Here is a 20,191-nt window from a genome sequence, read left to right as displayed (position 1 = left end):
GCTCACTTTTCCTTCTTCTTGTACATGGCGAGCATGCGGTGGGTGACCAGGAAGCCCCCGAAGATATTCACGCTGACGAGCACGAGCGCGATGAAACCGAAGCCGGTCGCAAAGCCGCTCGCCGACAGACCGACCGCCAAGAGCGCGCCGACGACGATGACGGATGAGATCGCGTTGGTAACGGCCATGAGCGGCGTGTGCAGTGCCGGCGTCACCGACCAGACAACGTAGTAACCGACGAAGATCGACAGGACGAAAATTGCGAGGCGGAAGACGAACGGATCGACCACTCCGCCTGAAACGGCGTGGGCCGCGGCGCCAGCGGCTTCCGGCATGTTTTCGGCAGCCTGACGGACGATCTCGGTGGCCTGGTTCAGGGTCTCGAGGGCCTTTTCGAGTGTAGCATCAGCCATCATGCCTCTCCTTCAGTCTTTGGCGCCGCCTTGGATGCAGCAGCCTTTTTCGGCGCGGCTTTCTTGGCGGCCGGTTTCACTGCGGCGTCTTTTAGAGCGGCAGGCTTGGCCGGCGCGGCCTTCTTGGCGACAGGCTTGGCAGCCGGCGTCTCGGCAGGGGCAGCAACAGCCGCAGCGGCCTGGGCAAAGTTCGGGTGAACCACCTTGCCGTCATGGGTCAACATGGTCGCCTTGACGAGTTCGTCGTCGAAATTGATTTTCAGCACCTTCGCTTCCTTGTCGACCAGCGTCTCGACAAAAGCGACGAGGTTCTTCGCGTAGAGCTGCGAGGCAGTCGCCGCAATACGGCCCGGGACGTTGAGATGTCCAACGATCTTGACCCCATCGATCTCGGTGATCTTGCCAGCCACCGCGCCTTCGACGTTGCCGCCGCGCTCGACCGCAAGATCGATCAGAACCGAACCCGGACGCATGCGCGCATACATTTCGCGTGTCACCAGCCTCGGTGCCGGACGACCGGGGATAAGCGCCGTTGTGATGACGATATCCTGCTTGGCAATGTGATCATTGACCAGCGCCGCCTGCTTTGCCTGATATTCCTTCGACATTTCCTTGGCGTAACCGCCAGCGGTCTCGGCAGCCTTGAATTCCTCGTCCTCGACGGCGAGAAATTTGGCGCCAAGCGATGCGACCTGCTCCTTGACCGCAGGACGGACGTCCGTGGCGGTTACCACAGCTCCAAGGCGGCGCGCAGTTGCGATAGCTTGCAGGCCAGCGACGCCGACACCCATGACGAAGACTTTCGCGGCCGGCACCGTGCCTGCTGCTGTCATCATCATCGGCAAGGCGCGGTCATATTCTTCGGCGGCATCGATGACCGCCTGGTAGCCGGCAAGATTGGCCTGGCTGGAAAGAACGTCCATCACCTGCGCGCGGGTGATGCGCGGCATGAACTCCATGGTGAAGGCGGTAAGCCCGGCATCGGCGAGTTCCTTGACGGCGCTGTCATTGCCGTAAGGATCGAGCATGGCGATGACGACTGCGCCTTTCTTGTAGGATTTGAGCTCAGGGGAAGCGGGTCGGCGCACCTTGAGGACAATGTCGGCGTCCTTGACGTCCGCGGCCTTGCCGATACTTGCGCCGGCGCCCGTAAACTCTGCGTCAGGAATGCGCGACGCGGTTCCGGCACCCGTTTCGACAACGACGTTGAAGCCAAGGCCAATAAGCCGCTTTACCGTCTCCGGCGAGCCGCCGACGCGCGCCTCGTTGGCATCGGTCTCTTTCGGTATGAATAGTGTCTGAGCCAAGCTCTTCACCCCCCAAAGCAAGTTTTCACTACAAGGCAGTGGCCTGTCGGACCAGCGCGCCTTCCCGCTTGTAACGATTGGCAGTCTTAAAGACCCGCCCGGTCAAGATCGAACGGGCTTTGGACGGACGTCCAGGCTCTTGAGAACCAGCGCGCCCTAAAGGAGGAACCAGGCAGCTCCGCAAATGACAAAGAAAAGAACCAGAGCAGAAAAGAATCCCCCGGCGAAAAAGCCGAAAGCCATGGCAACGACCAGCGCTATGCAGGAAACGAAGCCCCATTTCGAAAGCGAGAGAAAAAGATTGTAGGTCTTCTCATGCTCCGCATAGTCCATGGGGGCGCCCAGTTCTGCAGGCGTGGTGTCGTGATGTTCAGCCATCTTCAAACCTCTTCTAGTCGACGTCGTAAAGGCAATAGCGAAAAGCCGACAACTGCGCAATGCGCAGATCGTCGCTCACCCTGACCTCGATCAATATAAATCAAGAATAGAGTTTCATCGCGGTCGAGCCGAATTAACTAACCGAGAAGATGCGGAAAAAGACCGACAACGCCAATGATGATCAGGTAGAGCGCAACGACATAGTTCAGCAATCGCGGGGCGATCAATATGACGATGCCGGCGATCAGGGCGACGAGTGGTGCGATGGCGATTTCAGCAATCATTTCGGTATCCTTTGTGTGCGCAAGCTACCAGCTCAGAACAGAGCGCTATTCGAATACAATGATTCTGTCGGTAACGGACCGGGATCGTTTAATTTATATTCAAATTGGCAAACAACCGTTCAGTGAAAGACGTGCGGGCCAGCTTCGTTGCCCACGAGCTTGTGTTCCATCGTCACATCGAGCAGCTTCACGATGTCATCGGCGGACATCGCAGCACCGTAGAGAAAGCCTTGAACGTGCTCGGCGCCGACGAGCTGATTGACGAGTTCCGATTGCGCGCTCGTTTCGAGCCCTTCGATGGTCACCGACAAGCCGAGTTCATGTGACATGTGGACGATGCCGCGCAAAAGTTTCAGCGATCGTCCCTCTTCAGCGATGTCGGCAATGAAAGAACGGTCGATCTTGACCTTGTTGACCGGCAAGTTCTTGAGATAGCTCAGGCTGGAATAACCGGTGCCGAAATCGTCGATGGCGACCTGCACGCCGTAACCCTTCAGCTCGGCAAGCACGCTGCCGGTCGTGGCGCGGTCGGTTATGAGCGCGCCTTCCGTGACCTCCACTTCAAGAAGGTGCGGCTCGATCGCGTGCCGTTTCAAAGCGGATTGGATGACACTGACCGTATTGCGGTTCTGCAGATCATGCGAGGAAAGGTTGACCGAAACGGCGATACGCGAATTCCAGTTGCGGCAATCCATCACCGCGCGGTCGATGACGTTGCGGGTCAGGTCCGAGATCAGCCCCATTTCTTCTGCGAGCGGGATGAACTCGGCAGGTGATATGGCTCCGAATTCCGGATGGTCCCACCGCGACAGCGCCTCGCACGCGGTCATGCGCGAGGTGCGGATATTGACGATCGGCTGGTAGGCGACCGAGAGAGTGCCTTCCGCGATGGCCCGGCGAAGATCCGCACGCAACCGCTGCTTCGACCGGAAGGTATGATCCATAGTCTGGACAAAGACCGCCCAGTTCTTCTGGCTATCCTTCTTGGCGACATCGAGCGCCAGATCCGCATTCATGTGCATCACCGAGAGGTCAAACGCATCCACCTCGACGATGGCGACGCCGGCGCGGGCGCCGGTCTGGATATCGTGACCCGAAACACTGTATATGCCGGTAATGGCGGACATGATCCGCTCGACCGTTCCAATCGTTTCCTCATGCGAGCAGGCGGAAAACAGCAGCACGAATTCGTCGCTGCCGAAGCGCGAGAGCAAGGGCCGGTCAGCCTCGACCAGGCTCAGCCGGTCGGCAAAGGCGCGCAGCATTTCATCGCCGATGCGATGGCCGAATGTATCGTTGGTTCGTTTCAGGCCATCGATATCGATCACCATGAGGGCGATCTGCGCGCCCTGCACCATGTCGTCGGCATACGTCGCGGCGATTTCGGCAAACTGGCTGCGGTTGGGAAGGCCCGTCAGGCTGTCGAAGCGCGCCATGCGGTTGATCTGTGCTTCGGCGTCCGCACGCCGCGTGACATCCTGGATGACGAGCACGGTGCCATGCTCGGGATCGGGCGTCGCCGTGAATTCATAGTGGCGCTTGTTCGGTGATTCAAACGTGTCGCGCTGTTTTGAACCGGACAGCAAATCCTGCATCTTGATGCGCAAGGATTGCAGTGCATCCTCGGGGAAATAGGAACGCGATTGGGCAAGCCGCAACAAGGTTGCGAGCGACCTCCCTTCGAGCTGAGCCGGAGAATCGAAACCCATCATCTTCGCCGCCTTCATGTTGGCGACGGTTATCGTCTGCTGGCCATCGAACATCAGCAGGCCCTGCGGCATACCATTGAGCGCAGCATCGAAATTGGTGGCGACGCGAGCGAGCTGGCGCTTGCCCAGCAGTGCATCGAAGAGCGAATTGCGAAGACTGCCCGCAACGCCGATATTGCTCCAGAAATATGGAAGGATCAGCAGGGCAAGCAGCCAGTTATAGACGCCACCGAGCAGCACCAAGGTCGCGCAAAGCGGTGCGAGAATTCCAATCGACAGGCCGAGGACGACCATCGGCGAGACGTAATTGCGCGTGACAAGCGCAAGCATCGATCCAGCAACAATGATGACGCTGGTGATCGCGGCGGTCGCATCGGGAAGCATGTAGATGCTGACAAAGCATAGGGCCCCGAGCACCGAACAGCTTGCAAGCGCGCCGAGCAAATAGCGCCATTCCCACCTCTTCAGCGTTCCCGCCGAAGCTGACACAAGATTGGCGCGTTCGAAAGCGCCGGCATTGGCGGTGCGCGCGAGGTCGACCACCAGAAAGGCCAGCGCGAAGGCAAGATAGATCGCATGATGCGTCTTCAAATAGATTGTCGCCGTGGCGAGGATCTGAATGATCGAACTCCACCACGTCGCCTTGCCGTTCGCATATAGTGTGCGAACCGCAATCAGCTCGATCGACAAGCCGTCGTTGGCTTCAACTTTCATCAATAGGCCCGCAAAACTTTGCCCGTACCGGGAATGTCGACGAGGAACGCCAACGATGCCAGCGTTATAAATCGCACTTCCGACTAAATCGTTTAATTCATCTTCTGTCGCCAGAAATTCCCAACAACCGGCAAATAGAATTACCAATTTCTAAAAGAAGATCATCGCTATGCCGGGCATATCGTCGGCGGGGCTGGTTGCTTGTCGGGATTGGGATCGTAGAACGGTCCAACAACAAGTGGCTTGTCGGGCATGAGTGACTGATCGGTGTCCGAGATCATCTTTCGCTCGATGGTCTGAAGCACGACGCCTTTTGCATCTTCGAGCCGCATCGTCACCTGATACTCCCGGTTCGCTTTCACGCATTTGACGGGTGGGCTTTCGACGGTGATCTTGTCCATTGTCGGCCATATATCTTGCCGCACGACAAAGGGATCGCCACCAGCCGGATTTTCGAAAGTGGTCTCCAATGACGAGCCATCGGGAATCTTGCGCAGTTTCGCCAGGGTGAGAAGATAGGTCGCCTCGGCGATACGATAATTGAAGACGAAAATCTTGCCGGAAACGTTGACATAATCGCCCTGACCGCTATCGCGGCATGCCGCCAGCGTAACCGCAAGGGCAAGCAAACAGGTTGCCATCCGGCGCGAGGCATTCTTCGTCCTAGACATGGCCGCTTACCATCTGCTTGGCGTTGCGATCGTAATAGCGGCGAGCCTTGGCCCTGTTGCCGCAGACATTCATGTCGCACCAGCGGCGGCTGCGATTGCGGCTCTCGTCAAAGTAGAGCCAGTGGCAATTCGGGCAGACCTTGATGCGTTCCAGGCGCAAAGGCTCAAACAGACGCACCCCGGAGAGGAATGACGCCGCCGCCAGGGATATTCGCCCGCCGTCCCTGGAGGGCTGCGGCAGCGCGAGCGCTTGGTTTCCCGGTTCGTCGCCGACGAGTTTCGACCCGAGGCGCAAGAATTCGGAGAGCGGCGCGCGGCTCAATCCGCCGCCATGCACCGCCGTCCTGAACAGGCGATTTATCGCTTCGCGCATGTCGATGAGGCCTGTGATCTCCCGCTCGGAAAGTGGCGGGCGGAACTCGACGTTTCCCCACTCCCCCTGACGGAAATCCGCCGCCGCCGCAGCAAAGCGCGTAACTTCGGCGGGATCGGAAAAGCGATCGAGCGACCGTTCGGGCGACTCGCGAAAGATGACGGTATTGGCGAGGTCGAGTGCCAATACGCCCCCGCTGAAACGATGTGCATTCCATTCAAAGGTCATCGCCAAATTCTAACTGGTAAAATAGGTTTTGCAAGTTAGAATGATTTGCAAAGGCGAGGAGTGATTGACCTATTTCCTGCAGCTCCTGTTGAACGGAATCCACAATGCGGCACTCTACGCGCTGCTTGCCTATGGCTATGTCCTGATCCACGGTCTCACGCACAGGACCGACCTTTCGCTCGGCGCAATCTTTGCCTTTTCCGGGCAGACCTTTATTCTTGTCGCGGCCTTTGCCTGGTCGATCCTCTGGATGACCCTGCCCGCCGCCCTGGCCTTCGGTCTACTGATCGCTCTCGTCTATGTCATGACCGGCGGCTATGTAATCGCTAGGGTGATTTATGCGCCGCTCGAAGCCGGCACGCGCAACACGATCCTTGTCGCAACCCTTGGCCTCAGCATATTTCTTGCCGAGCTTTCCCGCATCGCTGCCAACACGCGCGATTACTGGCTGCCGCCCATGCTGTCGCAACCCGTGCCGGTCCTTGGCCCGCAGGTGGATATCAGCCTCACCCAGATGCAGGTTCTCAACATCGCTGTGGCGCTCACCGTGATCGCTTGCGGTGAAGCGATCATGCTGCGAACGGCGGCGGGACGTATCTGGCGTGCCGTGAGCGACGAGCCGCAGGCAACCGCCATGTGCGGGATCGATCCGAAGCGAGTGAGAACGCAGGCCATCCTTGCCGCATACGGCATATGTGCGCTGGCGGGATTTCTGGCAGCGCTCTACTACGGCAATATCAGCTTCAACACCGGCATGATCTTCGGATTGAAAATCCTCTTCATCACCGCGGCCGGCGGCTTCTCACGGCCGCTTCATGCTGCCTGTGGCGCAGCCCTTGTCGGCATGGTCGAATCGCTCTGGGGCGGATATTTTTCCGTTCTGTGGCGGGATGTCGCCGTTTTTTCCCTGCTGGTCTTCGTACTCGCCACCCGCATCACGGGCCAGGGCGAGGAGCGCATCTAACCCTGCAGGCTGTGACCGCCATCGATGGTGATTACCGTGCCGGTGATATAGCTGCTCGCGTCAGACGCAAGCATGAGTACGGCGCCATCGATATCTTGCGGTTCTCCCAGGCGTCGCATGGGATTCTTGCCTTTCAGGAAGCCGCGCGCCGGCCCATCCATCAGGTCTTCGTTGAGGCGGGTCGGAAACCAGCCGGGAGCAATCGCATTGACCCTGATTCCATGTGCCGCCCATTCAAGCGCCATCGAGCGGGTCATCACAGAAGCGGCGGCCTTCGACATGGCGTAGGCGGTGGAACCCTTGATGGGGGTGTCGGCAAGAATGCTCAAGAGGTTGACGATGGAGCCACCGACGCCTTTGGCGATCATCCGCTTGGCGGCCTCCTGGGCGACGAAGAACGCGCCTTCCGCATTGACCTCGAGAATGCGGCGCAACTGGTCGCGGGTCGTGTCTATCGCCCGGATGATCTCGGCAACCCCGGCATTGTTGAACAGGACCGTCACAGTGCCCTTCCAGCTTTCAGCCTCATCGAATGCACGTTCGATATCGGACGCTTTCGTGACGTCCCCGACAATGCTGAGGATTCTGGGATTGCATGAACCTTCCGGGACCGCCGTTCGCGAGATTGAAACAACATTTGCGCCGTTGGCCGCAAGGACTTCCACCATACGCAGCCCGAGACCGGAGGATCCACCGGTGACCACAATGGTTTTACCTGCAACTGAAAGAGAAGATTCGCCTGCCATTCGCCCTTTTACCAGTAAGTCCTGCATCATTTGTCCAGCAACTGTTAGACCGCGGCTCGACACATGACAACTGCTGAACGTTATACCACTTGGCGCTGGACCTGCGGCCTATCGTATCCCTTTATGAACTAATCAATTCTGTTGATGGTTTCAGATCCCGTGCTGCAACCAGAGCGTGAAGATGTTCTTATAGGCAAGGCTGGGAGGGCCACCGCGAAGAGCGGGGTGTATTGCCGGCTATCTGAATGAATTGGGAGGACGCCAATGCCGGCTTTGCTCGCGATTTCGCGAACGATCGATCGTATCAATGAACTCGTCGGGCGCGGCGTCGCCTGGCTGATCTTCCTAGCGGTCGTCGTCAGCGCCGGCAATGCGATCATTCGCAAGGCGTTCAACGTTTCGTCTAACTCCTGGCTTGAACTGCAATGGTATCTCTTCGGCGGCGCCTTCATGCTTGCCGCCGCCTATACGCTGCAGCAAAACGAGCATATCCGCATCGATATCGTCTACGGCGCTTTTTCAAGGCGCGTGCAGCATTGGATCGATCTTCTCGGGCACCTCTTCTTCCTGATGCCGTTCGTCATTCTGATGATCTTCTATTTCATCCCCTATGTGCGGCTCTCCTTCAAGAGCGGCGAAGTCTCATCAAGCGCCGGCGGCCTCATTCTGTGGCCTGCCAAGCTCATTCTTCTCGCTGGGTTCGTACTCCTCGGCTTCCAGGGCGTCTCCGAAATCATCAAGAAAATCGCGGTAATACGCGGCGACATGCCCGACCCTAACCCACCCGTTTCGATGGAGGAAATCGCGGAACAGGAAGTGGCGACGATTGCGGGAGCGCGCAATGATTGAATTTATCGCGCAGAACATGGCGCCGATCATGTTCGCTTCGCTGATCATCTTCCTGTTGATCGGCTATCCCGTCGCGTTTGCCCTCGCCGCAAATGGCCTTTTGTTCTTCTTCGTCGGGGTCGAACTTGCGCCGCTGTCGAACGGCAGCATCACACTCTCCTGGCCGTTGCTCTATGCCCTACCTGACCGGTTTTGGGGACAGATGTCCAATGAGACCCTGCTCGCCATTCCATTCTTCACCTTCATGGGCATCATTCTTGAGCGGTCCGGCATGGCCGAGGACCTTCTCGACACCATCGGTCAGCTCTTCGGGCCCATTCGCGGCGGTCTCGCCTATGCCGTCATTTTCGTCGGCGCGCTGCTCGCGGCAACAACCGGTGTTGTCGCTGCCTCAGTCATCGCGATGGGCTTGATCTCGCTCCCCATCATGATGCGGTACGGCTACGACAGGCGTGTCGCCTCGGGCGTCATCGCCGCCTCCGGAACCCTGGCGCAGATCATTCCGCCTTCCCTCGTGCTCATCGTCCTTGCCGACCAGCTCGGGCGCTCGGTGGGCGACATGTATCATGGCGCGATTATTCCTGGTCTCGTGCTGACCGGGCTCTACATGCTTTACATCCTTGCCATGACCTTCCTGAGGCGCGATTCGATGCCGGCCCTGCCCAAGGAAGCGCGCACGCTCGGCTCCGGCGTCACATCGCTGATAGTCGCCCTCGTCGTTGCCGGGGCCATCGCCTATGGCGCGCATAAGATGCTCGCGCAAAGTGCCGGTGCGAACGCGGATATTTGGGGCGGCACCATCGCCATCATTGCCATCTATCTCTATGCGCTCGCCGACCGGGCGTTCGGCATGAACACGATGTCGCGGCTTGCCCAGCAGGTGATCATAGTCCTCATACCGCCGCTCGCCCTGATCTTCCTAGTGCTCGGCACCATTTTCCTGGGCATCGCCACGCCGACCGAAGGCGGCGCGATGGGCGCTGTCGGTGCGCTGGTGATGGCTGCCTCCAAGGGCCGCCTCAACATGACCGTGATCAACCAGGCGCTGGCATCGACGACGCGGCTTTCATCCTTCGTCATGTTCATCCTCCTCGGCGCACGCGTGTTCTCGCTTACCTTCTACGGCGTGAACGGGCACGTCTGGGTGGAACACCTCCTGGTCTCCCTGCCGGGGGGCGAAGTCGGCTTTCTGATTGCCGTCAACCTGCTTGTCTTCTTCCTCGCGTTCTTCCTCGATTTCTTTGAGCTCGCCTTCATCATCGTGCCACTCCTGGCACCTGCCGCAGACAAGCTTGGCATCGACCTGATCTGGTTCGGCGTCCTCCTTGGCATCAATATGCAGACGAGCTTCATGCACCCTCCCTTCGGCTTCGCGCTCTTTTATTTGCGCTCGGTTGCGGCAAAGGTGCCCTATCTCGACAAGATTACCGGCAAGAAGATCCAGCCGATCACCACGGGGCAAATCTACTGGGGCGCCGTGCCGTTCGTCGGCATCCAGGTGCTGATGGTGGCGCTTACCATCATGTTCCCGCAAATGGTCATGCACTACAAGGGCACCGGCCCGGTCGTCGACCCGTCGCAGATCAAGATCGAGGTTCCGGGTTTTGGCGGCGACAACGGGCTCGGCAACGGATTGGGTGGAGGCGGACTTGGCAACGGCCTCGGTGGCCCCGCCAACGATCTGAGTTCACCGCCGCCTTTAGGTGGGCCTGCGCCAAATCCGGCAGCGCCTGGGCAACCGGCCGCCCCGGCGCAGCCGCCGGTGCCTGACCTCAGCCAGCCACCGAAGATGTGACGGCAACAAAAAACCCCGGGGACCGCAAGGTTCCCGGGGTTTTGCTTTTGGCTGTATTCAGCGCCTAGAGCTTGCCGTTGCGCTGCTGGATCATCATGAACGTATCGAAGGAATATTCCGCGACCTGCGCATAGAGGAAGTGCTCGTTGCGGAACGCCTTGATCGAATCCCAGATCTTCTTGAACTCGGGGTTTGTGGCTTCCATCTCGCCGTAGACGCCGTTGGCCGCTTCGAAGCAGGCGCTCATGATCTCCGGGCTGAACGGACGCAGCTGCGCGCCGCTCGCGACGAGGCGCTTGATCGCCGCCGGATTGAGCGAATCGTACTTCTGAAGCATGTCGGCATCGGTGGCCTGCGCTGCCGTGCGGAAGAGAGATTGGTAAGCAGGCGGAAGCGAATCCCACTTCGCCTTGTTGACCATGAAGCTGACCGTCGGACCGCCTTCCCACCAGCCGGGATAGTAGTAGAACGGCGCAACCTTCTGGAAGCCCAGCTTCTCGTCGTCGTAGGGTCCGACCCATTCGGCAGCGTCGATCGTGCCCTTTTCCAGCGATGGATAGATGTCGCCGCCGGCGATCTGCTGCGGCACGACACCGAGCTTTTCGAGCACCTTGCCGGCAAACCCGCCGACCCGCATCTTGACTCCCTTGAGGTCTTCGACCGTCTTGATTTCCTTGCGGAACCAGCCGCCCATCTGCACGCCGGTATTGCCGCCGGGATAGACCTGCAGGCCCTGCTTGTTGAAGAACTCGTTGAGGAGATCGATACCGCCCAAATGATACTGCCAGGCATTCATGCCCCGCGCATTCAGCGCAAACGGAACGGCAGCGCCGAGCGCCCAGGTGGGGTCCTTGCCCCAGTAATAGTACGCGACCGTATGGCAAAGCTCGACAGTACCGGCTGCCGCCGCGTCAGCAGCCTGCAGGCCGGGCACGATTTCACCGGCTGCAAATGGCTGGATTACGAAATTCCCGTCCGTGGCTTCCTTCAGGTACTTCGAAAGCACTTCCGCGCCGCCATAGATCGTATCCAGCGATTTCGGAAATGACGACGCGCACCGCCATGTGATTTTCGGCAGCGACTGCGCGATCGCGGGCGCAGCAAGCGTCGTTGCTGCGGCCGCACCGACACCGGCAAATCCAGCCTTTGTGATAAATGAACGACGATCCATAAAATCTCCTCCAAACAATTGATCTGGACCATTCTCCCGATCCCGCGATCACCATACACACTCACTATTTCAAGTCCAGCGGATGAACCGACAAAGCCGCACGGGCAGTAAGTGGATTGATATTGTTGCAGGATTCTCGTCGCAATTCCGATTCCGGCGCGAATGTCACGGCGCCTCTCCGGCCATTGGAAACGCTGGGGAATTGCACTAAATAGAGGGAACAATCTTTGCGGGAGCACTTCCATGCGGCAACCCCTCGTCGCCATAACATCCGATGTACGCGCTTTCGAAAACTATACCTGGCACGCAGCGCCCGATCAGTACCTGATGGCTGCCTATGATGCCGCTGGCGTTATTCCGCTCATCGTCCCTTCCTTTGGGGATGGGCTTGATATCGACGCTATTCTCGACGGGGTCGACGGGGTGCTGATTACGGGCTCCAAGTCCAATGTTCATCCCGCGCTCTATGGAGCGGAGCCTAGCCCGGCGCACGAGCCTTACGATCCGGCACGCGACGCGACCTCCCTGCCGCTCATTCGGCGCGCCATCGAGCGTGGCATTCCGCTTCTCGCCATCTGCCGTGGCATTCAGGAACTGAACGTCGCGCTCGGTGGAACGCTCGCCACGGAAATTCAGGAACTCGACGGCCGCATGGACCATCGCGCCCCGCAGTCGGATCAGCAGGCCGAACGCTTTGCCATTCGTCATCCGATACGCATTAAACCTGGCTCCTGTCTTGCCGACGTCATGAACAGCGATTCGATCAACGTCAATTCGGTCCACCGCCAGGCCATCGAGAAGCCAGCGCCCTCGCTCGAGATCGAAGCCGTTGCCGAAGATGGCACGATCGAAGCCGTATCGGTGAAGACCGCCCGCAACTTCGCCGTCGGCGTGCAATGGCATCCGGAATACTGGGTGAAGACCGATTCGCCGTCGCGCAAGATTTTCACCGCTTTCGGCGATGCGGCGCGAGCGCACAAGGCGAGCCGCGAGCGGCTGCACGCAGCCGAATAGCTATCTAGTACGTCAGCACGCCTTCGGTGGACATCGAAAGGACGACGGAGCGCGGTTCGATGCTGATATAGGCAAGCCCATCACCCGGGCTGAAGGCGACGATGGTTCGGCCCGTATCATCGGCAAGGTCGATCGTCCCGTCCTCGTTATTGTGCCAGCTCCTGGCTTGCGCGAGCGGCGGATAGAGACCGGCGCAGCCCTGCTCGATCGTCAGCGCATTGTGGCCGGGAAGACCGTTTTCAGCGGGAAAAGCCTTGCATTTCGCACTGCCGCCCGGGCCGCTGATGACGAATGTCGGCACATCGAGAATACCGTTCTGTCTCGGCTCTTCGCTGGTGATCGACGCGGTGGTCACCGTATCGACATTCGTTTCCCCACCTGACGTGTAGGTGGCAAAATCAAGAAACATGGCGATGACTGCAACTGCGCTCACAAGGGCGAGCAAGACCGTGTTGGCGGGTTTCATGCCAAGCTCCACAGGGGTCACTCTTTCGAAAACCCTAGTCCCGTAGCGTTAATGAACCGTGAACCATCGTCGCAGCGCGCGCGTCAGCGCTCTTTCGGCTTGGAGGTGGATTGGCGGATGCGCAGTTCAGGCTTGATCAATTCCTGGCGTGCATGGGTGTCGGCGCCATTGAGCTGATCGAGAAGCGCCCTCGCCGCGCGCTGGCCGACTTCGCGCTGGCCGTTCCAGACCGTGGTGAGCGCCGGCGTCGCAATCGCTGCTTCCTCGAGATCATCATATCCGGTGACGGAGATGTCGACGCCTGCGACGAGGCCGGCGCGGGCAATACCGTTCATCATGCCGATCGCAGCAAGGTCGTTCCAGCAGACGGCCGCCGTCGGATGGTCCTTCAGCGCAAGAAATTGCGGCGCCGCATCGAAGCCGGCCTGCTTCGTGCGTGGTCCCGGAATTCGCCACTCGGGCTTTACCTCGAGGCCGGCCTTCTGCATGGCCTGGAGATAGCCTTCGTAGCGGTCGCGGCCCGTCGACGTCTGGTCCGTTCCGCCGACCATGGCGATGCGCGTATGGCCGAGCGAAATGAGATGGTTGGTGGCAAGCCCGATGCCGTAGGCGTCGTCACCGCGGAAAACCGGGACATTCGCATCCTTGACGCTGCGCGCGATCAGAACGACCGGCAGGCCATTGTCTTCCGCCATGCGGATATCTTCAGCGGGCGTTCCGATCGCGGGCGACATGATGACACCATCGCCGCCAAGCTGCAGAACCGTATCGATGAAGGTGCGCTGCTTGTCCAATTGGTCGTAGTGATTGGAAAGGATGAACGTTTGCCCGGATCGGTCGAGTTCACCTTCGATGGCGCGCAAAATCTCGGCAAAGAAAGGGTTCATGATGTCATGGACGACCACGCCGACAATGCCGGATCGCGACGTGCGCAGGCTTGCCGCCCTCCGGTTGTAAATGTAGCCGATCGTGCGGGCGTGTTCCTTGATCTTCTCGCGCGTCTGATCGGCGACGAGAGGACTATCACGCAGGGCCAGCGAAACGGTCGCAGTGGACACTTTCAGCGCGTCGGCAATCGTCGATAGTTTGATCTTTTGCGCCAAAAACCGCCTCCCGCAGTGTCGTCCGACAAATGTAATCTTTACACGGCGTTATGCCACCGCAACCGAATAAATCAAAGTTCTTTCGTTAGGGATACGGTCAGCCATTCTTGCGCTCCTGGCGGGATTTTGCGACCGCTCGCAACTGGCGCTCGCGGTGTACGACGTAAAGGCCGCTACCTATGATGATCACGGCTCCGCATAGCGTGTAGGCATCCGGAAACTGGCCGAAGATGAAATAGCCGAAACCCAGCATCCAGATGATCTGAAGAAACGGATAGGGAGCGAGCGCCGCCGTTGTTGCGCGCTTATAAGCGAGAATGATGAGGAAATGACCAAGTCCGCCAAAAAAGCCCAGAAGACATAGAAGCAGGATCTGGAACGGCGTTTGCGGAAGGACCGCCTGGGTGATTGCCGGCGACATCAAGATCGCCGGCGCAAGGGCGGAATAAAAGATAAGGCTTTCCGGCGATTCAGTTGCGGCCATCTTTCTCGTGAGCAGCACATAGAATGAATAGCTCAGCATTGCCGTGATCGAATAAGGCAGGCCTGGATTGAGTTCGCCAAATCCCGGACGCGCAATGATCAAAACGCCAATGAAGGCGACGATGATGGCAAGCCAGCGCCGCCAGCCTGCCCATTCTCCAAGGATGGGTCCGGCGAGCGCCGTGATGACCATGGGCGCCGCAAAGGTAATCGTCATCGTTTCGGCCAATTGCATGGTCTGCAGGGCGTAGAAGTTAAAATAGGTCGAACCGAACAGGCAGATGCCGCGCAATATCTGCATCGGCAGGTTGCGAGCCCTGAATATGCCGGGATTGGACCATGGCCGAAAGAAGATCAGGACCAGCAGCGTGTGCTCAACGAACCGCATCCATGAAACGAATGCGGTAGGTACGCCGGACAGCACCAGATACTTGGCGCTTGAGTCGAGACAGGAAAACAGGAACCCGGTTGCGAAAATATAAAGGATCGCCGCTAACGGCGCAGAGTCCTGTGACGTAGAGGGTGTGGATGGCAAGGAAACAAACCAATCAGGCGGGCGGCAGCGAGTCCCATGATAACAAAATAAGCTACTTTGTAACCGCCGATTGCAAAAACTTTCGACGAATAATCACTCGTCGTCAGCGTCCTCATCGTCGTGATCCTCTTCGGCCGCCGTCTGGCGCAGATGCTCGGCTGTCGACAGATTGACCTCGAGGCGGGAGAGCATCTTGACGAAGGCTTTGCGCTCCTTCTTGTCGAAACCCTTCATCGCATCCTTTTCCGTCTTGCGGATCGATTTTTCGATGGCCTTGATCGCTTCATTGCCGGTTTCGGTCAAGAAAATATGAGCCTGGCGCTGGTCCGTCGTCGAGCCCTGCTTCTTGACGAACCCCTGTGTCTGCAGTCGCGAAATCGTCTTGGTGATCGTCGGCGGGCGCACGCCCAGCCGCTTGGCAAGAATGCTGGGTGAAAGGCCGTCCTCATGCGCAAGTTGCAGCATTACGGCATCCTGCCCCGCATAGAAGCCGTGGCCGAGGAGCCGCATCGCCAATGCCGTCCGCGTCAGCCGCGCGGTCGATTGCAGACGATGAAGAATGAGGGGCTTACGATCCTTGACCATTCAAACTCCTGCTCGCTTTTCAGCGTTGTTCCGTTGATGATAAGACGGCTAGCTCTGTTTGGTGGATGGCAGTTAACAGACAAAGTTTATTACGCGGAGAGTTACGAAGGAACGAGCAATTTGCTCGCCGAAAAGCGCACGCGATAGTTGACTTATACCCAATATCCGCCCGGCAAAATCGCGTTACAACGCTTATATGACAATCTGATGAAATTTGCCGACGAATTGCTCGTGAAGCAATAATAAGCGCATTGCTTATACGCCGTAAGATGTAGGAGCGGCATTTCCTCCGCATGCGGATACCGATATGATCAGGCAAAGCGCCCGACAGATGAGCACCTCATGCCGATATCCTCCACACATATGATCGCCATTTTGCCCCTTGGCGCTCACGAGCAGCATGGTCCGCACCTTCCCTTCGAAACTGATACGCTGATCGCGACCGGATTGGCCGAGCGCCTAAAGGCGGCGCTTCCCAAGACGCTGTCCGTCGAATGGCTGACTGTCGAGCCCGTTGGCTATTCGATCGAGCACATGGACGTCGCCGGCACGCGGACGCTCGCCTTCGACGAGGCGGTGCATCGCTGGATCGGTATTGGCGAAAAGCTGGCGCAACGCGGTATTCGCAAGCTTGTCATTCTCAATGCCCATGGCGGCAATTCGCCCTTGACGACAATCGTTGCGACAGAACTCCGTATCCGTTTCAACATGCTTGCGGTGGCAACGAGCTGGACACGATTTGGGCTGCCGGAGGGATTTATTTCCCCCGACGAGAAGGCCCTGGATATTCACGGCGGTTTCATCGAGACCTCGGTGATGCTGGCGCTTTATCCGCGATATGTGGACATGACCAAGGCGGGAACCTTCGACTCTCGACAGCGGCAATTTGCGAAAGACTACAGGCACCTGCGCGCCTACGGCCCGCACGCCTTTGGCTGGAAGATGAGTGATCTCAACCCGCAAGGGGTTGCCGGCGACGCGGCACGCGCAACCGCAGCGGCAGGCGAAGCGATTATCGCCCATAGAGTCAAAGGACTCGTCGAGCTCATTGAGGATGTCGACCGGTTTGATCCGGCTGTTCTTGTCTAAAACCATCAATGCTCAACGCGATTGAAGCAGCCATTCACGCAATTGAAGGCGTTTGGTGTGGCAATATGTAATCTTATCACCTATATCGTGGGTCAATCCATCCAAAGAGGCGCACGATGAGTGAAGCTCAAACGACATCCGCTGCCGCGGCAGCAACGGGGCGCGCAGCCCAGATCCCGGTAACCGTATTGACCGGCTATCTTGGCTCCGGCAAGACGACGCTGCTCAATCGCATCCTCAGCGAAGACCATGGCAAGCGTTATGCCGTCATCGTCAATGAGTTCGGTGAAATCGGCATCGACAACGACCTCATCGTCGAATCCGACGAAGAAATCTACGAAATGAACAATGGCTGCATTTGCTGCACGGTTCGCGGCGACTTGATCCGGGTCGTCGAGGGCTTGATGCGCCGTCCGGGCCGGTTTGATGCCATCATCGTGGAGACGACGGGGCTTGCCGATCCGGTGCCGGTGGCGCAAACCTTCTTCATGGACGATGACGTGCGCAGCAAGACCGCGCTTGATGCCGTCGTCGCCCTGGTCGATGCCAAGCATCTGCCGCTGCGTTTGAAGGACAGCCGTGAAGCCGAAGACCAGATCGCCTTCGCCGACGTCGTCCTTCTAAACAAGACCGACCTTGTCTCCGCCGATGAACTTGCAGCCGTCGAAGCGACGGTTCGGGCCATCAACCCGCATGCCGTCATTCATCGTACGGAGCGCGCCGGCATTGACCTTTCCCGTGTGCTTGACCGCGGCGCGTTCGACTTGAAGCGGGCGCTCGAAAGCGATCCGCACTTCCTCGATCATGATCATCCGGACCATGCCTGCGGTCCGGACTGCGATCACCACCATCACGACCACGATCATGATCATGAGCACCACGACCACGACCACGCGCACCACCATCATCATGATCACGCGTCACCCATTCACGATGTGACCGTCCAGTCGGTTTCGCTGCGCACCGGCGAACTCAACCCCGACAAGTTCTTCCCCTGGGTTCAAAAGATCACCCAGGAACAGGGTCCGAACATCCTGCGCCTCAAAGGCATTATGGCCTTTAAGAACGATCCAGAGCGCTATGTCATCCAGGGTGTGCACATGATCATCGAAGGCGATCATCAGCGCGCCTGGAAGGATGGCGAAAAGCACGAGAGCCGACTGGTGTTCATCGGCCGTCAACTTGATCATGCCGCCCTTAAGGCTGGCCTTGAAAGCTGCCTCTAGGACAAGCCCTTATGCCGACAATTGCACCGCTCGATCTGGCCGGCCATTGCGTCGATGCGCGCTTCATCCGGGACGTTCCATTCTTTGCCCTGGCCGATGGCACGGTCCATCGCCTCGACAACGGTCATAAGACGAGCGAGGTCCACGACGGCCTCCTACGCGCGGTTCTTTCAGCAGATGGTAAGTCACTGCTTACGGGTGGAGAAGACGGCCGGGTTTGTTCGACCGGGCTCGACGGCGAAGTAAAAGAACTAAGCAAGTTGCCGCGCAAGTGGATTACCGCGCTCGCTGCCGCCGGTGGAGCGATTGCCTTTGGTTCAGGCCGCTCGGCATGGGTCCATTCAGCCGACGGAACATTGCGCGAGTTTGCCCATGAACGCAGCGCTGAGGGCCTCGCTTTCGCACCAAAGGGACTGCGGCTTGCGGTGGCCCGCTATAATGGCGTTACCCTGCATTGGCCGGCGACGAACAGTGCGCCGACGGAACTCGAGTGGAAGGGCGCCCACGTATCCGTGGTATTCTCCCCCGACAACCGGTTTCTGGTCACGTCGATGCAGGAGAATGCCTTACACGGCTGGCGGCTCGAAGACAGCCGCCACATGCGCATGACCGGCTATCCGAACAAGGTAAAGAGCTGGTCCTGGAGCGTGAAAGGCAAATGGCTGGCGACATCGGGCGCGCCCGCTGCCATTGTCTGGCCCTTTGCCGGCAAGGATGGGCCAATGGGCAAGGCGCCGCTGGAACTTGGAACGCGCGGCGACAGTCTCGTCACCGCCGTCGCCTGCCATCCGATCGAGGAGATCGTCGCCATCGGCTATTCGGACGGCATGATTCTTGTTGCCCGCTTCACCGACCAGAAGGAGGTGCTCTTGCGCCGCCCCGGCAAGGGAGCAGTTTCAGCAATAAATTGGGATGCGTCAGGCCATCGGCTGGTCTTCGGTTCGGACGCCGGCGATTGCGGCGTCGTGGATATCACGGCCTGACGGCCGACTGCACATCAAGCGCTCAGTGCTTGAAGCAATTTTCTCGATGCCACCGCAAGAAATGTGGATGCGGTCTTTGACTGACACGTTGTAGAACGATTGCTCGGCCGGTCTTGTTGAAGAGCATCTGGATGCCTTCTGGATCATTCGCCTGTCGCGAAATCAAAATCTCCAGATCATCGGAGAAGGCAATCAGCCCCCGATCGAACATCCAGTGCACGGTTCCGGAAAGGGCCACGCCATTCGTCAAAATATCTGGTCCGTTGGCTTCGACCGGGCGGATATGCGCCGCGTTGACCTCCGCGCGACCACCCCCATTGATGAGTTTCAGTCCAGTGACCGCGCATCGCTTGTCGTAAGCGTCCAGAACAAGCCGCCGAAAGATACGGTCGCGGACGATGCGAGATGTCATTTGGTTGATGCGATGCCGTTCGGATTCGAAAATGAACGGGGCCTGGGCTGCGTCGGCAAAACCTGTTAAGGGGCCAACGTCTTCGCCGATTCTTGGCAGTTCAGGCTCTGTCTCGTCCAGGCCCAAAGATACGATCCTGTCGAAGTCATTTGGAGAAATTGGCCTCACAGCCGATTGCGCGCGTCCCGAGATGCGCCCTTCATTGTTCAGCACTCCGCGCTCGATCACGCCATCTTCATTACTGAACGGCACTGGATTGATGAAGTCGAGATAAGTCCCCGGCTCAATCAATGCGATGTGCATGTTTGGGGCGTTGCGGTCTGGGATGATTTGCATCACCTTTGCTATTGCAAAGTAACCACGCGTTTCTGCCACCTTCCTCGGCTCGTAATAGATGATCCAGTCACCTACGCACGCCTGGACACGCCCAAGATATTGGCTCGGGAACTGATATCGTTCAGCCGGGCTATCGTCGTAGATTGAATCTGAGCGGTGAATGAAAACCCCGAATCCCATGAAAGTGTTCTAGCACGCTCCACGATTAAGGCCACAAGGCCATTGCTGGAGCGAGCGAACCCTGTTGTGAACTTGCCGCTTGAACGCAGGAAAGCCCGGGGATGCCGGGCTTTTGTGTGGGTTGTTTTGTTGTGATGTTGGTTGCGGGGACAGGATTTGAACCTGTGACCTTCAGGT

At 58.5% G+C, this 20,191-nt stretch carries 21 protein-coding genes; 7 read left to right on the top strand and 14 right to left on the bottom strand.

Annotated elements, in window-relative coordinates; all coding sequences use genetic code 11:
• Positions 1 to 2: 2 nt before the first annotated feature.
• From BLR72_RS00105 to BLR72_RS00075, 7 genes are all read right to left on the bottom strand, one after another.
• Positions 3 to 413, bottom strand: coding sequence for an NAD(P) transhydrogenase subunit alpha part 2 (locus tag BLR72_RS00105; protein ID WP_027229469.1), 411 nt, complete (start codon positions 411 to 413; stop codon positions 3 to 5).
• The gene (locus BLR72_RS00100) at positions 413 to 1,720 is read right to left on the bottom strand and encodes a Re/Si-specific NAD(P)(+) transhydrogenase subunit alpha (RefSeq protein WP_091946351.1); all 1,308 of its coding nucleotides are present in this window, start codon (positions 1,718 to 1,720) and stop codon (positions 413 to 415) included. Before BLR72_RS00100 ends, BLR72_RS00105 begins: the two co-directional genes overlap by 1 nt.
• 156 nt (positions 1,721 to 1,876) lie before the next feature.
• A complete protein-coding gene (locus BLR72_RS00095) occupies positions 1,877 to 2,098 on the bottom strand; it encodes an aa3-type cytochrome c oxidase subunit IV (RefSeq protein ID WP_027229467.1) in 222 nt (73 codons plus the stop codon).
• Between the two features lie 137 nt (positions 2,099 to 2,235).
• Positions 2,236 to 2,382, bottom strand: coding sequence for a DUF3096 domain-containing protein (locus BLR72_RS00090; protein WP_081815702.1), 147 nt, complete (start codon positions 2,380 to 2,382; stop codon positions 2,236 to 2,238).
• A gap of 119 nt (positions 2,383 to 2,501) precedes the next feature.
• Positions 2,502 to 4,805 carry a putative bifunctional diguanylate cyclase/phosphodiesterase gene (locus tag BLR72_RS00085; protein ID WP_091943890.1) on the bottom strand — a complete coding sequence of 768 codons (2,304 nt, stop codon included), beginning with the start codon at positions 4,803 to 4,805 and terminating at the stop codon, positions 2,502 to 2,504.
• 167 nt (positions 4,806 to 4,972) lie between these two features.
• Positions 4,973 to 5,476 carry a hypothetical protein gene (locus tag BLR72_RS00080; RefSeq protein ID WP_027229466.1) on the bottom strand — a complete coding sequence of 168 codons (504 nt, stop codon included), beginning with the start codon at positions 5,474 to 5,476 and terminating at the stop codon, positions 4,973 to 4,975.
• Positions 5,469 to 6,077 (bottom strand): CGNR zinc finger domain-containing protein, encoded by a 609-nt coding sequence (locus BLR72_RS00075; protein WP_091943887.1) that lies wholly within the window; start codon positions 6,075 to 6,077, stop codon positions 5,469 to 5,471. The genes BLR72_RS00080 and BLR72_RS00075 overlap by 8 nt, the downstream gene beginning before the upstream one ends.
• A gap of 64 nt (positions 6,078 to 6,141) precedes the next feature.
• On the opposite strand from BLR72_RS00075, the gene BLR72_RS00070 reads away from it, so the two are divergent.
• Positions 6,142 to 7,041 carry a branched-chain amino acid ABC transporter permease gene (locus BLR72_RS00070; RefSeq protein WP_091943885.1) on the top strand — a complete coding sequence of 300 codons (900 nt, stop codon included), beginning with the start codon at positions 6,142 to 6,144 and terminating at the stop codon, positions 7,039 to 7,041.
• Here BLR72_RS00070 and BLR72_RS00065 read toward each other — a convergent pair.
• The gene (locus BLR72_RS00065; RefSeq protein ID WP_027229463.1) at positions 7,038 to 7,787 is read right to left on the bottom strand and encodes an SDR family NAD(P)-dependent oxidoreductase; all 750 of its coding nucleotides are present in this window, start codon (positions 7,785 to 7,787) and stop codon (positions 7,038 to 7,040) included. The genes BLR72_RS00070 and BLR72_RS00065 overlap by 4 nt on opposite strands.
• A gap of 264 nt (positions 7,788 to 8,051) precedes the next feature.
• On the opposite strand from BLR72_RS00065, the gene BLR72_RS00060 reads away from it, so the two are divergent.
• Positions 8,052 to 8,636 carry a TRAP transporter small permease subunit gene (locus tag BLR72_RS00060; protein ID WP_091943882.1) on the top strand — a complete coding sequence of 195 codons (585 nt, stop codon included), beginning with the start codon at positions 8,052 to 8,054 and terminating at the stop codon, positions 8,634 to 8,636.
• On the top strand, positions 8,629 to 10,431 hold the full coding sequence (locus tag BLR72_RS00055; protein WP_091943879.1) for a TRAP transporter large permease: 1,803 nt from the start codon (positions 8,629 to 8,631) through the stop codon (positions 10,429 to 10,431). The genes BLR72_RS00060 and BLR72_RS00055 overlap by 8 nt, the downstream gene beginning before the upstream one ends.
• Before the next feature lie 64 nt (positions 10,432 to 10,495).
• Here the strand turns inward: BLR72_RS00055 and BLR72_RS00050 are convergent, their stop codons facing one another.
• Positions 10,496 to 11,602: a TRAP transporter substrate-binding protein gene (locus tag BLR72_RS00050; protein ID WP_027229460.1), complete on the bottom strand. Its 1,107-nt coding sequence runs from the start codon at positions 11,600 to 11,602 to the stop codon at positions 10,496 to 10,498.
• A gap of 243 nt (positions 11,603 to 11,845) precedes the next feature.
• Here BLR72_RS00050 and BLR72_RS00045 point away from each other — a divergent pair, with 243 nt between their 5' ends.
• On the top strand, positions 11,846 to 12,616 hold the full coding sequence (locus BLR72_RS00045) for a gamma-glutamyl-gamma-aminobutyrate hydrolase family protein (protein ID WP_091943876.1): 771 nt from the start codon (positions 11,846 to 11,848) through the stop codon (positions 12,614 to 12,616).
• Between the two features lie 4 nt (positions 12,617 to 12,620).
• On the opposite strand, the gene BLR72_RS00040 is transcribed toward BLR72_RS00045, so the two are convergent.
• The 4 genes from BLR72_RS00040 to BLR72_RS00025 form a co-directional block, all read right to left on the bottom strand.
• Entirely contained in the window at positions 12,621 to 13,082 is a 462-nt protein-coding gene (locus BLR72_RS00040; RefSeq protein WP_091943872.1) for a hypothetical protein, read from the bottom strand.
• An 83-nt stretch (positions 13,083 to 13,165) separates the two neighbouring features.
• Positions 13,166 to 14,185, bottom strand: a complete 1,020-nt coding sequence (locus BLR72_RS00035; RefSeq protein ID WP_027229457.1) for a LacI family DNA-binding transcriptional regulator — start codon at positions 14,183 to 14,185, stop codon at positions 13,166 to 13,168.
• A gap of 97 nt (positions 14,186 to 14,282) precedes the next feature.
• Entirely contained in the window at positions 14,283 to 15,203 is a 921-nt protein-coding gene (locus BLR72_RS00030) for a DMT family transporter (RefSeq protein WP_091943869.1), read from the bottom strand.
• Between the two features lie 93 nt (positions 15,204 to 15,296).
• Positions 15,297 to 15,788, bottom strand: coding sequence for a MarR family winged helix-turn-helix transcriptional regulator (locus BLR72_RS00025; RefSeq protein ID WP_081815700.1), 492 nt, complete (start codon positions 15,786 to 15,788; stop codon positions 15,297 to 15,299).
• Positions 15,789 to 16,130: 342 nt separating this feature from the next.
• On the opposite strand from BLR72_RS00025, the gene BLR72_RS00020 reads away from it, so the two are divergent.
• The 3 genes from BLR72_RS00020 to BLR72_RS00010 all read left to right on the top strand — a co-directional run bounded on the left by BLR72_RS00020 (position 16,131) and on the right by BLR72_RS00010 (position 19,086).
• Positions 16,131 to 16,877, top strand: a complete 747-nt coding sequence (locus BLR72_RS00020; protein ID WP_091943864.1) for a creatininase family protein — start codon at positions 16,131 to 16,133, stop codon at positions 16,875 to 16,877.
• Positions 16,878 to 16,993: 116 nt separating this feature from the next.
• Positions 16,994 to 18,103: a CobW family GTP-binding protein gene (locus tag BLR72_RS00015; RefSeq protein WP_091943861.1), complete on the top strand. Its 1,110-nt coding sequence runs from the start codon at positions 16,994 to 16,996 to the stop codon at positions 18,101 to 18,103.
• Positions 18,104 to 18,114: 11 nt separating this feature from the next.
• The gene (locus BLR72_RS00010; protein ID WP_091943855.1) at positions 18,115 to 19,086 is read left to right on the top strand and encodes a WD40 repeat domain-containing protein; all 972 of its coding nucleotides are present in this window, start codon (positions 18,115 to 18,117) and stop codon (positions 19,084 to 19,086) included.
• Positions 19,087 to 19,108: 22 nt separating this feature from the next.
• Here BLR72_RS00010 and BLR72_RS00005 read toward each other — a convergent pair whose 3' ends face one another.
• A complete protein-coding gene (locus tag BLR72_RS00005) occupies positions 19,109 to 20,014 on the bottom strand; it encodes an HNH endonuclease (RefSeq protein WP_091943852.1) in 906 nt (301 codons plus the stop codon).
• Between the last annotated feature and the right edge of the window lie 177 nt (positions 20,015 to 20,191).

This window comes from Phyllobacterium sp. YR620, assembly GCF_900104165.1.
GTDB lineage: Bacteria > Pseudomonadota > Alphaproteobacteria > Rhizobiales > Rhizobiaceae > Phyllobacterium > Phyllobacterium pellucidum.
Note: the sequence above shows the minus strand (reverse complement) of the source record. Positions and strands in the feature narration are given on the sequence as shown.

Coding starts and splice junctions, on each gene's coding strand:
- BLR72_RS00045 (WP_091943876.1), top strand. CDS start 11,846: ATGCGGCAACCCCTCGTCGCCATAACATCCGATGTACGCGCTTTCGAA.
- BLR72_RS00040 (WP_091943872.1), bottom strand. CDS start 13,082: ATGAAACCCGCCAACACGGTCTTGCTCGCCCTTGTGAGCGCAGTTGCA.
- BLR72_RS00090 (WP_081815702.1), bottom strand. CDS start 2,382: ATGATTGCTGAAATCGCCATCGCACCACTCGTCGCCCTGATCGCCGGC.
- BLR72_RS00010 (WP_091943855.1), top strand. CDS start 18,115: ATGCCGACAATTGCACCGCTCGATCTGGCCGGCCATTGCGTCGATGCG.
- BLR72_RS00095 (WP_027229467.1), bottom strand. CDS start 2,098: ATGGCTGAACATCACGACACCACGCCTGCAGAACTGGGCGCCCCCATG.
- BLR72_RS00105 (WP_027229469.1), bottom strand. CDS start 413: ATGGCTGATGCTACACTCGAAAAGGCCCTCGAGACCCTGAACCAGGCC.
- BLR72_RS00050 (WP_027229460.1), bottom strand. CDS start 11,602: ATGGATCGTCGTTCATTTATCACAAAGGCTGGATTTGCCGGTGTCGGT.
- BLR72_RS00085 (WP_091943890.1), bottom strand. CDS start 4,805: ATGAAAGTTGAAGCCAACGACGGCTTGTCGATCGAGCTGATTGCGGTT.
- BLR72_RS00015 (WP_091943861.1), top strand. CDS start 16,994: ATGAGTGAAGCTCAAACGACATCCGCTGCCGCGGCAGCAACGGGGCGC.
- BLR72_RS00005 (WP_091943852.1), bottom strand. CDS start 20,014: ATGGGATTCGGGGTTTTCATTCACCGCTCAGATTCAATCTACGACGAT.
- BLR72_RS00080 (WP_027229466.1), bottom strand. CDS start 5,476: ATGTCTAGGACGAAGAATGCCTCGCGCCGGATGGCAACCTGTTTGCTT.
- BLR72_RS00075 (WP_091943887.1), bottom strand. CDS start 6,077: ATGACCTTTGAATGGAATGCACATCGTTTCAGCGGGGGCGTATTGGCA.
- BLR72_RS00065 (WP_027229463.1), bottom strand. CDS start 7,787: ATGGCAGGCGAATCTTCTCTTTCAGTTGCAGGTAAAACCATTGTGGTC.
- BLR72_RS00025 (WP_081815700.1), bottom strand. CDS start 15,788: ATGGTCAAGGATCGTAAGCCCCTCATTCTTCATCGTCTGCAATCGACC.
- BLR72_RS00020 (WP_091943864.1), top strand. CDS start 16,131: ATGCCGATATCCTCCACACATATGATCGCCATTTTGCCCCTTGGCGCT.
- BLR72_RS00055 (WP_091943879.1), top strand. CDS start 8,629: ATGATTGAATTTATCGCGCAGAACATGGCGCCGATCATGTTCGCTTCG.
- BLR72_RS00060 (WP_091943882.1), top strand. CDS start 8,052: ATGCCGGCTTTGCTCGCGATTTCGCGAACGATCGATCGTATCAATGAA.